Annotated in this window: 7 protein-coding genes; 4 read left to right on the forward strand and 3 right to left on the reverse strand. The window is 67.7% G+C overall.

The window, feature by feature from the left end; translation table 11 throughout:
* Nucleotides 1-145: 145 nt before the first annotated feature.
* Together AC1DSO_RS05380 and AC1DSO_RS05385 are read right to left on the reverse strand one after the other, a co-directional pair.
* Complete coding sequence (locus AC1DSO_RS05380; RefSeq protein ID WP_477067866.1) at nucleotides 146-901, reverse strand: alpha/beta hydrolase; 756 nt, start codon at nucleotides 899-901, stop codon at nucleotides 146-148.
* A gap of 162 nt (nucleotides 902-1063) precedes the next feature.
* Nucleotides 1064-2605: a cation:proton antiporter gene (locus AC1DSO_RS05385; protein WP_477067867.1), complete on the reverse strand. Its 1542-nt coding sequence runs from the start codon at nucleotides 2603-2605 to the stop codon at nucleotides 1064-1066.
* A 288-nt stretch (nucleotides 2606-2893) separates the two neighbouring features.
* Between AC1DSO_RS05385 and AC1DSO_RS05390 the strand changes: the two genes are divergently transcribed.
* Nucleotides 2894-3730, forward strand: coding sequence for a glycine betaine ABC transporter substrate-binding protein (locus AC1DSO_RS05390; RefSeq protein WP_477067868.1), 837 nt, complete (start codon nucleotides 2894-2896; stop codon nucleotides 3728-3730).
* Nucleotide 3731: 1 nt separating this feature from the next.
* Here AC1DSO_RS05390 and AC1DSO_RS05395 read toward each other — a convergent pair whose 3' ends face one another.
* On the reverse strand, nucleotides 3732-6701 hold the full coding sequence (locus tag AC1DSO_RS05395) for an ATP-binding protein (RefSeq protein WP_477067869.1): 2970 nt from the start codon (nucleotides 6699-6701) through the stop codon (nucleotides 3732-3734).
* Nucleotides 6702-6942: 241 nt separating this feature from the next.
* Here AC1DSO_RS05395 and AC1DSO_RS05400 point away from each other — a divergent pair, with 241 nt between their 5' ends.
* The 3 genes from AC1DSO_RS05400 (at nucleotide 6943) to AC1DSO_RS05410 (ending at nucleotide 11629) form a co-directional block, all read left to right on the forward strand.
* The gene (locus AC1DSO_RS05400) at nucleotides 6943-7533 is read left to right on the forward strand and encodes an RNA polymerase sigma factor (RefSeq protein WP_477067870.1); all 591 of its coding nucleotides are present in this window, start codon (nucleotides 6943-6945) and stop codon (nucleotides 7531-7533) included.
* Nucleotides 7534-7650: 117 nt separating this feature from the next.
* On the forward strand, nucleotides 7651-10560 hold the full coding sequence (locus AC1DSO_RS05405; RefSeq protein WP_477067871.1) for a TonB-dependent receptor domain-containing protein: 2910 nt from the start codon (nucleotides 7651-7653) through the stop codon (nucleotides 10558-10560).
* Between the two features lie 25 nt (nucleotides 10561-10585).
* Nucleotides 10586-11629: a DUF4880 domain-containing protein gene (locus tag AC1DSO_RS05410; RefSeq protein WP_477067872.1), complete on the forward strand. Its 1044-nt coding sequence runs from the start codon at nucleotides 10586-10588 to the stop codon at nucleotides 11627-11629.
* Nucleotides 11630-11757 lie beyond the last annotated feature (128 nt).

An 11757-nucleotide genomic window follows, 5' to 3' on the forward strand; every position in this document is an offset into this window, starting at 1 on the left:
ACTCGCGGGGAGGATGAAGGTGTGTGTCAGCCCCGAACCGATCATCAAGAGAGGGCATCACCGCGCTGGTCACTCCTTTCGATCCGTTGTCTGGCGGGCGGGGACACAAGCCCCGGGGGCTATCGCCAGCCCCCGGGGCGCCGGGTCAATTGGCCGACGCGGCCGCCGTCTCGATGGCGGTGGTGACCTCGTGGGGGTGCGAGATCATGATGGCGTGGCTGCTTTTGACCTCGGTGGTCTTGGCCGAAGCGCGCTTGGCCATGTCGCGTTGGGCCGGTGGCGGAATGATCAGATCGTCGCCGGTGACGACATAATAGGTCGGCTTGGCGCGCCAGGCCGGAGCGGTGATCTTGGTCGCCGGCGCGGCTTGGCCCCACGGCACCTGCGAGGCGGCCATGAAAGCGGCCACGTCTCTGGGCGCATCGGGCGCGAACTGGACCAGGAACTTGTCCTTGTCCAAGGTCAGAAAGCCGTCCTTGGCCACGATCGGCACGGGCGGGGCGTCCTTGGGAAAGCCGCCCAGCAGCGACTGGACGGACTCGCCCGCGTCGGGCGCGAAGGCGGCGAGATAGACCAGGCTGCGCACCTTGGGATCGCCACCGGCTTCGGTGATCACCGCCCCGCCATAGGAGTGGCCGACCAGCACGACCGGGTACTTTGCATCGGCGATGGCGCGCTTGGTGGCGGCCACGTCGCCAGTGAGCGTCTCGGTCGAGTTCTGGACCACGAGCACCTCGTAGCCGTCGTTGGTAAGTTCGTCGTGGACCGCCTTCCAGCCGGCGCCGTCGACGAAGGCGCCGTGGACCAGCACGACGCTGGTCGAGTGGTTGGGCGGGCCGGCCAAGGCGGCGCCGGCGCTCGCCAGCAGCGCCAGGGTGAGAGCGGAGAGCTTGCCTTTCATCGGTTCGGTCCTTCCTCGTCGGCGGCCCTCCGGCATGGAGACGGTCGCAAAGTGGTCCGGCGGGGCCTGGGGCGGGCTCTTCCGGTTCACGAGGGATGGTTCGAGGTTGGGGCCAGCTTCGCCAGTAAGTTCTGGTGAATCTTCGGCGTGCTTGGCCAGGCGTCAGTTCTCCTCGATGTGACGCTCGCGATCGTTGCCCAGGGCGACCTCGGTAAAGTCGAGCTCCTCCTGGATGATCAGGAAGGCGTCGGGGCCGACCGCTTGAGCAAGGCAGAGTTCGTCTAGCCGTGTGCGCTGGCGACGCGTCGCTTTGAGGCCCAGCGCCCGCCATTGGGCCAGCTTCACGCAGGGAGCTTCGGAGTTCGCCGCCGTCTCGCGCGCCTGAAGCGCAAAGCGCCAGTGCTCTGCGACGGGCCCGGTCTCCTGCGCGAAGGTTTCGAGCGCCGCGCTTGCCATGGCCGCACGTGTGCTGGCCAACTCCACCGAAAGGTCACTCTGGTCGTTGAGGCCCAGGAGCTTGACGAGGGGCGCGAGGCTCAGGCCCTGGACCACGAGCGTGGCCAGAACCACGGCGAAGGCGCAAAGGACAATAAGATCGCGTTGTGGGAAAGCAGCTGGCAGGGCGAAAGCCGTCGCCAGGGTGACCAGACCCCTCATACCGCACCAGCCGATCAGCACTCCCTGCTTGAAGGGCGCGGGCTCGAGCGAGCCGCGGAAGAACCGGTAGCGCGCGGCCAGACGGTTGTAGGTCAAGAGCCAAGCCATGCGGATGGTGATGACGCAGGCCACCACCACGGCGCTGAACCAGGCCGCCTGCTCAAGCCTCGCGGCCGACATGTCGGCCACGATGGTGCGCGCCTGCAGGCCCATCAACAGGAAGGCCAGGACGTTGATTAGGAAGACGGCGGTGTCCCAGACGGCGTAGCTGTGGATGCGCGAGCGCGGCGGCGTCGACAGGCTCGCCGTCCGCGCGATGGTCATGGCGAAGGCCACGAGACAGAGGATGGGCGAAAGGCCCAAGCGCTCGGCGATCAGCCAGACGGCCAGCGTGCTGACGAGATCCAGGAGATTGCCGCCCAGCGTGCCGTGCAGATGCGGCGTGAACCAGCGGAAGAGACGGCCCACCACGATCCCGAAGACAATCCCGCCGGGCACGGCCAGCGCGATCTTCAACGCCAGCACCCCGTCGACCGCGCCATGGGTCTGGGCGGAAGTCGCGACGCTGAAGAGCAGGAGCGCCGAAGCATCGTTGAGCAGGCTCTCGCCCTTGAGAACCGTCACCGATCGCCTGGGCATGCTGACTTGGCTGAGAACCGCCGTGGCCGCCGCGGCGTCCGGCGGCGCCACGATCGCACCCAGCGCCAGAGCCGCCCAGAACGGCAGGCCAGCCAGATACACACCCGCCGCGGTCACCGCCGCGGCCGTGAGCAGGACCGCCACCACCACCAAGGCGACCAGCGGGCGCCAGTAGCGGCGAAGCGCCGTGAGCGGAAAGTCGAAGGCGGCGTCGACCAGCACCGGCGCGATGAAGAGCGGTAAGGCTGTATGCGGATCCAGGTGGATCCTGGGCGCTTGCGGAAGCAAGGCCAGAACCACGCCCGTGGCCGCCAGCATGGCCGGGTAGGGCGCCTTGGTCCGCCGCGCGAGCTGCAGAAGCAGGATCGCGACCGACAAAAGCGCCACCATGCTCTCGAAGAAACTCATCTCGCGCCTCCGCCTTGTTGGCGGAGGCTAACGGTCTGACGCGAGAGCCTGAAATTAAGCGCGGTGAAATTTCGACAATAACCCGAGCGGGCGATCGCCCTGCGCAACCGTGGCTGGCTGGCCGCTGATCCTCACCGCAATTGACAAGGCTTTACTCGCCCCCCGCAGGCGACCCGATAAGCTACGGTCCGTAAACCCGCGTCCCCGAGGGCCTCCACGCGTCGCGTGCAGGCCCTTCCACCGCTGCCAGAATCCGCCGCGCGGTCGTTGCGACTGGAGTTCACCAGGATGAGCCAGGATATCGCGGGCGCCGGGGCCGACGACCGCGATGTCCTTATCCTGGGGCAGATCAACATCGGCTTCCACGACGTGGTCGCCGCGGTCGTGCAAGAGGTTCTGGCGCGGCTGGGTCATCGCGTACGCGTCGTCGCCGACGAGTCCGAGACGATCTTCCGACGGCTCGGCGAAAGGGCGATCGACCTGATGGTCACGGCATGGCTGCCGGAGGCCAACGCTATCCAATGGGCGCGGTATGGTCCCGCCGCCGAGGTGGTGGCCACCCTCTACAGAGATGCGCGGTTCTTCTGGGCGAGTCCCGACTACGTCCCCGAGACGGAGGTCTCATCCATCGCCGACCTGGCGCGCCCGTCCGTGGCGGCGCGGATGACCAAGCTCATCCAGGGCGGTGCGCCGATGGCGGCGATCAACGCCATGTCCCAGCGCGCCATCATCGCCTACGGCCTGGATGATCTTGGCTACACGCTGCGCGCCGGGTCGCAAGCCGACTGGATCGCCGCCTTCGACGCGGCGACCGCCGAGCGACGGTGGTTCGTCTTTCCGTGCTGGACGCCGCAATATCTGAACCGGGACGGCCGTTTGCGCCCCTTGTCCGATCCTCAACGTGTTCTGGGAGGCCTCAACGACGGGGTGCTGGCCGCGCCGCGTGAGCGACTCGCCGACATTGCCCCGCGGGTTCGCCAGGTCCTGGAGCGCATGACGATCGGTCTCGAGGGCGTCATCGAGATGGATCGCCTCGTCAGCCTCGACGCCTGCACGCCCAGGCAAGCCGCGCGGGCGTGGATGAGCGCCAACAGTCGTCGCGTGGAGGCTTGGCTGAAGCCTTGACCTAGCGGGCGGCCACCTGTTTGGCCAAGGCGCCGTCGAGCGCGCCGAGCAGTGCGAACGCCTGGGTCAGATCGGGGTTGGCGCCATCCTGATCGACCCGCGCGCATAGGTCCCGCAACAAGGTTGCCGCGTCCGGAAGGCTGCCCGTTCCGCGCCGTCGCTCGACCAGGCAGACGGCCGCCTTGAGTGCGAACGCCCAGGCGCCAAGGGCTTCGGCCAGGCCGATGGCCTGGCGCAGCGTCGCTTCGGCCTTGTCGTGATCGCCTTCGCGCCATTGGATCAGGCCAAGGACACGCAGAACCTCGGGCATGCACCACTGTTCGTCTTGGCGCAGCGCATGATCTTGGGCGAGGTTTATGCCGGCCAGCGCCACTTCGGTTCGGTCGCTGTCGAGCGCGGCCTGCGCCAGCGTCAGGGCGTAATAGGGCAGGCGACCCAGGAAGTTGCTCGCCGTCAGCGCCTCCACCGCCGAGCGCATGACGTCCACGCCGTCGGCGTCGCCGCGCGCATGCTGGATCGCGCCGGCGAAGAACCGGCTCACCGGGCCGAAGACGCCGATGTCGCGGCGGTGATGGCTCTCGATCAGCGCCGCCAGGTGCGTTTGCGCCTCGTCGATCTGGCCGCTCCACAGCGCCACCGGTAGCGCCGCCAGAGCCAGGGCGTTGGCAAGAGAGACGTCGTGACCGATCTCGACGGCGCCGCTCACGGCCACCGCGGCGACCCGCTGGGCCTGCGCCGCGTCGCCGCGTATCCAGGCCACGGTCGCCAGAGAGGCGCGAATGGCCACGAAACGGTCGAGCTGAAAGCGGGCGATCCCCGGGCGATGACCCGCTTCCCGGTGCTCGCGCGCCAGCGCGCCGAGCCTGGCGTAGGCACCGTCCAGATCTCCGCGATAGAAGGCGGTCATCGCCGCCAGGCGCTCACCGTCCGGACCCGCATCCGGCTCGTCCTCGTCACGTACGATCGCCGCGAACGCCTCGAGCCTTGCCTGGACCTGGCTGTGTCTGCCGGTGAAGGACTGCAGCACCGCCCAACCCCAAAGGGCGCGAAGTCGATACTCCACCGAGCCTGCGTTCTCGGCCAGGACTAGGCTGTCGCGCCAGGTCTCGTCGGCCTGCGGTCCCAACTGCTCGGCGAAGGTCAGCGCCCAGGCATAAGCCAGGCTCAACTTCATGCGCAGCACCGGATCGAGATCATCAAGGTCATGAGCGCAGGCGAGCGCCCGACCGACGCGCAGCCGGCTTTCACCCACCAGTGACAGACCCTCCCACAGCGGGATCGCCGCCGCCGTCAGGCGCAGGCCGATCCCGGCCGTCGACGGCGCGCTCAGGGCCCAATCGATGGCCTTGCGTAGGTCGTTCAGTCGCGCGGCATAGACCGCGCTCCAGTCGCTGGGCAGGCGCCAACGCCAGTCATGCTCGGCGCGTTCGAAAAACTGCAGGACGAGCTCGGCGTGGCGCATCAGGGCCCAGGGCTCCTCGCCCGCCTGCCGTAGCCGTTCGGCCGCATAGCTGCGGGTCGCCTCCAAGAGCCGGTAGCGCAACTGCCCGTCGGCGAAGCTCGCCGCGAGCAGCGACTTGGCGGCCAGATTGCCGACGCACCAGGCAAGGTCGGCGTCGAGCAGCTGGCTGTCGCCCGCCAGACCGACGGCGTCTTCCAGGGAGAAGCTCCCGGCGAACACCGACAGGAGCCGCAGCACCATGGCTTCGCGATCCGAAAGCAGCCGGTAGCTCCAGTCCAGCGTCGCCAGCAGGGCTTGGTGGCGTGCCGGAGCGTTACGCGGACCGTAGTTCAGCCACTCGAAGCTCTGCTCCAGCCGCTCGAACAGACCCCGGACGTCGTGCGAGGCCAGGCGAGGCGCGGCCAGCTCGATGGCCAGCGGTATGCCGTCGAGCCGCCGGCAGATCGCGGCGACCGCGGCGACATCGGCCTGGTCCAGTTCATAGCCGACCGCCTCGTTGGCCCGCGCCACGAAGAGCGCGACGGCCGGAAAGGCCAGCGCCGCGTCCCGCCCAAGGCTCTGTCCTTCATGCGGGTAGGCCAGCGGCGCTAGGCTGTGAACGCTTTCGTACTGCGAGCGTAGCGGCTCGCGGCTCGTGGCCAGGATGCCGATCTCCGGAAGCAGCGAGCGAAGATGATCCGCTACGACGCAGGTGGCGCAGACGACATGCTCGCAATTGTCGAGGATCAGCAGWCGACGTTGATGGCGCAGAGCCTCGACGATGCCTGCGAGGAGGTCGCTGGCGTGCCCGCCCGCGCCGAGCGCCGAGGCGATCGCCGGACAGACAAGACGAGGATCGCCGATCGTCGACAGGTCCACGAAGACCACGCCGCCGTCGAAGCGCTCGGCGGCGCGGCGGGCCACGGCGAGGGCGACGGCGGTCTTGCCCACGCCCGCGGGGCCGACGATCGTCAGGAAGCGGCTCAAGGCCAGGCTTTTGGTGAGGGCGGCGACATCGTCGTCCCGTCCGATGATCGCCGGCGAGGCGGGCAGGACGAGGTCCGACGGCAGGGTCAAGTGCGGGACGACAGCCGCGCTGACCTCCGTACCGATTCGAACCTGGGCGGTGAAGCGGTAGCCGCGGCCTGGGACCGTGGCGATATAGGGCAACTGCGGGTTCGGGGAGGGCAGGGTCCGCCGCAGGGCGGCGATGTTGACCTTGAGATTGCTCTCATGGACGTAGGTGTCCGGCCAAGCAAAGCTCATCAGCTGCTCCTTGCTGACGAGCTCGCCTCGCTGTTCGACCAGCAGGCACAGGATGTCGAGCGCGCGTGTGCCGACCCGCACCGGGCTTCCGGCGTGCAGCAGCAACCGGCGCTGAGGCACCAGATCGTAGTCGTCGAAACTGAGGACGCGCTCGCCACAGGAGACGCGTTCGGCCGCCTGTCGATCGGCCAAGGTCCCTGAGGTCGTCGCCTCGCTCGCCTGGTTTCCGGTTTCCAAAGTCACGTCGCCAACGTGGAGCTGCAAGACCGCGCCGTGCGGGTGCGTCTAAAGGACGGTCCTGGCGCGCCCTGCCTCCAAGTCGCGCAAAGAATTTTTGCGATGCCGGATATCCAGGGCAGGATCACCTTCCACACATATCTCGCCGAAGGCCGACAGCGCTGTTCGCGCGAGCTGGTGAAATCGGGTAAACAGGATGGCCGGCCACGTCCCCGCCGGCGTCGACGCGCCAATGACGGCGCCTCTTGCTGCAGGACCCGCCAGGCCCGTGTCGCACCTTCGGCCGATCGATACCTGGTTCATCGAGCAGGTGCTGCCGCTCGAACCGGTTCTGCTGGCCGCTGCCCGCAAGCTGGTCGACGACGCCGATGCGGCCGGGGACCTCGTGCAAGAAGCTTTCGTGCGCGTGCTGGCCAGCGAAGGGTGGGCGCGTATCGAGGCGCCGCAGCCCTACATGCTGCGCATGATGCGCAACCTGGCGATCGAGCGGTTACGGCGCGCCCGCATCGCCCGTTTCGATCAACTCTCCCAACTGGAAGGTTTCGAGGTCCCCGACGAGGCGCCCGACGCCTATCGGGTCTTGGTCGGGCGCCAGCAAATGGCGGCCCTGAACGCGGCGCTTAAGCGACTGCCTGAGCGTTGCCGACGGGTTTTCGTGATGCGCCGGATCGAAGACCATTCCCCTGGGGAGATCGCCCGACGCCTTGGCGTCAGCGTCTCGACCTTGGAAAAGCGCCTGGCCCGCGCTCACCTGTTGATCGCCCAGGCGCTGGTCCCGGCGGTTGAGGAGACCCGAGCCGCTCCCGCCGCCAAGGCCGACGGCGGCGCGCGCCCGTCGCGTAAGGCCGCCCTGCGCTAGGGTCCTCGACGTGCCCAAATGTGCGACGGCAAGGTGGTCGCGAAAAACGCTGTTGTTGGAAATGCAATCGTACGAGGCTGCCGATCATCCTTGGTATGGGGCAAGACGCGTTCGGACATGGAAGCCAAGACCATGAAGCCGGGCGCCTTCGCATCGCGCACGCCGTTGTTGGCGTTGTTTGTCACGTTGACGATGCTGGCCCCGACCGCCGCCCTCGCCCAGGCGCGCGACTTCGACATTCCGCCGCGTGCACTCGGCGAGGCGCTGAACTTGTTCGCGGGGCAGGCCGGCGTGCAGATTTTCTTTCCGGGGCATTTGGTGGTCGGACGTCGTACTCCAGGTCTCAAGGGGCGCATGGAGCCGCGTCTGGCGCTTGCCAAGCTGATCGCCGGAGCGGGACTCGAGGTGGCGCAGGACGACGGGCGGATCATCATCCTACGCGTCGGCGCGCGGCCGGCCGAGCCGGTTGTCGCCAAGACGAGGCCTCGGCGGTCAAAACCCCAGAGGCCGCAGGGCGACACGGCGTCCCCGCTCGAGGAAGTCATCGTCACCGCGGGCATGCGTTCGGCGGACCTCAAGCGCCATGGCGACACGGTCGGCGACACCGTCACCCAACTGGAGATCCAGCGCCTGCCCAACCTCGACGCCTCTGACGTCCTGGCGCGCTTGCCGGGCGTGCGGCGCAACGAGACCCAAAGCGGCGAGAGCCGATATGTCCAAATCCGGGGGCTCAACAACGCCGCCGCCTCCCAGTCGATCGACGGGGTCTTGCTAAGCGACTACGTCAATTCCTCCCACGCGACCTCGACCGAGCTCCTCCCGGCCTACTTCATCAAAACCGCGACCGTGACGACGACGGTAACGCCCGACCTCGACGAGAACGCCAACTCCGCCCACGTGGCTTTCACCTCGATCACCGGCCTGGATAGCCAGGGCCGCCGCGTCGGCGACCTGCGTGTTCTTGCGGGCGCAGCCAGCCGCGCCGGTGAGCTTGGGGGTTCCCTGCGACCTTTGCGCATCGTCGGAACCTGGAGAGGCGCGCTCGACCAGGACGGCCGCATCGGCCTTGCGCTCGGCGCCAATCTCGACCGGCTGGAATCACGCCAGGACGCCGTATCGGTGACAGGGTACGACCAGAGCGGAGGTCGTCTCGTGCCGACCGGCGCCTTGAGCCGCGGGGAGACCCACACGCGCACCGAGCGCCGATCGGCGATGATCAGGCTCGACCTGCGCCCTTCGCCACGCCTGTCCCTGTTCGGCGAGTATTTCTTCCTTCAGCACGACTTCATCGCCGACCAACGCACCGCCACGGTGAGCATCGTCGCCGGCGAGGCCATCGACGCGACGGCGGGCGGCGGTCAGATCGGCGCTGGCGCGGTGAACTACGGGTTTGGCCGTAGCCACCCCAAACTGACCGACCACATCGTCCAGCTCGGCGTCGACTACGAAACCCCTGGCGGGGACGCGATGCTCCTGCGGCTGGGCGTCACCCACAATCGGGTGACCGCCCAGCCGATCACTCTGAGCGGCGGCTTTTCAGCGCCCTCGGCCCTTCTGAGTCGCCCTTTGGTCTACGCCTTCGACCACGGCGCGCTTTCGTTCATGCCGCTCGGCGTCGCACCGGCCGGCGATGCCGCCGACTATCGCCTGGCCTCGAAAGTGACGATTGGCGACGCCCTCAACCGCGACCAAAACTACTTTGCGCGCGCGGACTACGCGCACAACGCCTCGGCCGCCGACGAAGGCCTTGGGGTCAAGGTCGGCGTGCAACTCAAGACCCAGGACCGCAGCACTATTCAGCGCGGTCTTTCCGTGCTCGCGCCCATGGCTGGTCTTCAGCTTTCGAGCGTCTCGGCGGCCACATCGGTGACGCTGTTGGAGCCCGTGACTTGGGACCCCGCCGCAGTCCTGGACCACCTCGCCCTTGAGGGTAGGCCCGCACCCGACGGCGGCGGCCTCTATGCGCGCGATCCGGCCGATGGCTCTGGACAGAACTTCAATGGGTCCGAAGTGATCGCGCTCGGCTACGGCATCGCCTCCTACGGCTGGACGCGAGGGCGCATTTCCGGGGGGCTGCGGGCGGCCCACACCCATCGCGAGCTGGACGAATACGACCCCGATAGCACCGGACGCTACAGCCTGTCGCACTACCAGCAGACCTACTGGCACCTCCTGCCGAGCCTCTACGGCTACTACGACGTCACCTCGGCCCTGAAGCTGCGCGCGGCGATGACCAAGACCCTCGAGCGGCCCGCCATTACCAGCGCCGGACGCCGGCTGATCACGAGCTACGATGCGCCCGCAACGCGTTCGATCAGCTACAGCAATCCCTATCTGATGCCGATCCGCTCGACCAACTACGACGCCTCGTTGGAGTACTACTATGGGCGCAGCGCCTACCTGTCGTTGGGCGCTTTCGCCAAAGACCTGCGCGACATTCCCGCAGCCAGCAGCAGCCAGACGATCGCGCCTGACGGCGTGCGTGAGGTCACCACCTACACCAGCAACGTGCGTGAGGTGAACGGCAAGAAGGTGTTCGGCCGGGTGCGAGGGATCGAGGTCGCCTGGTCCAATCCCCGTCTCTCGGTGCTGCCGCAGGCCCTGGGCAATCTCGGCGTGACCCTGTCCTACGTCTATCTGGACTATCGGGTGACGGCCCTCAATGGCGGCGGCGGCGCGGCGCCCACCGACGTGCGGCTCGTCGCGGCCGCGCCGCACAGCTTCGCGAACCTGAACCTGGCCTACAACCSGGGTCCGTTCGCCGCCAATCTCGCCGTCCAGAAAATCTCGTCCCTGCCCATCTTCACCTATGATCCGACCAATGATCGCCGCACCGCCTACGGCGCGCTCGTCGACCTGCAGGCCAGTTGGCAGGTCAGCCGCGCCCTGCGTCTCCTCGTCGAGGGCCGAAATCTCCTGGACGACGGCGAGATCGATCGCGCGGGCGTGACCGGGTATGGGCCCGCCTATCAGGTCCGCAGGAACGGCCGTACGGTCTGGGCTGGATTTCAGATGACGTTGTTCTAGGGGCCGCCAAGTCCGGATCCGCGTCTTGCCTGCGGAAAAAGGACAGGTTGGCGAACACAAATGTGGTGGTGTTGGCTGGCGTAAACGTCTTCCTTTGTATGCGGATGAAAGGCCCTGTTCCGGCGTGTTCAAGAATCGGCGATCAACCCTCAGGGGCCAGGCGGATCCCGCACTCGCTGAGGCCGCGCAGTGGTTGGCGCGTGCCGACCTTGGAACGCTCGACGAGGCTGCTTTCGAGCAATGGCGCGCGGCCGATCCACGTCATGCTTTGGCTTTTGCGCGGGTGGCCGATGCGGCCCGAAAGGCGACCTTCGCAGGCCAAGATGTGCGCGACGCCACGCACGAGTTTCAAGTCTCGCGCCGAGCCGCTGTCGCCGCCGGCCTTGGCGTCCTGGCCTTGGGCGGTGGCGCTCTTGTGGCCGGCAAGGTCAGCGCCCGCGATCGCGCCGCGACCCCCGTCGGCGGAACCCAGCGGGTCGTGCTCCCGCGCGCCGGCGATCTCATCCTCAATACCGACAGCGCCGCGTCCTGGCGAAGAGATCGTCAAGGTCTGAGCCTTTGGCTCGAACGCGGCGAGGCCGCGCTAGACCTGACCGATGGCGCAGGGCCGGTGCACCTTCGAGGCAAGAGAGGCGGCGCGCGCCTGGGGCCGGGGCGCYACAACGCGCGGCTGCGGGAAGATCTGCTCGATCTGACAATCCTGCGTGGCCAAGCCGTGGTGGACGAAACCGGCGGCGACGAGGCCATCCAGAAACCAAGCGTCCTGCTACTAGGGTCTGGTGAGCCGCTGGTCCGTGCGCTCTCCGACCAGGACATCGCCGAAACCCTGGCTTGGCGCGACGGCGCCATCCTGTTCGTTGACGAGCCCTTGCCCGCCGCGGTGGTCGAGTACAATCGCCACCTCGTTCGAAAAATCATAATCGCCGATCCTCGCCTCAAGGATCTGCACGTCGGCGGACGGTTCGACGCCGACGATCCGCGTGGCTTTCTCCGGGCGCTGGAAACGGCGATGGACGTCCAGGTGAGCATGTCCGATCGCGAGATCCTACTCTATCGCAAGCGCACCTGAGCAGCCGGCGGGCGCGCCGCCGTTTTACTTCATTTTACCGCGCAGCGCCGGGGGTCTGGGCAATAACCYCGCGCACCTGGCTCAGGCGAACTGCGCCGGGTCTGCGCGCAGCGTCCACGATGGCAAGG

This window comes from Caulobacter sp. P4_E5, assembly GCF_056401555.1.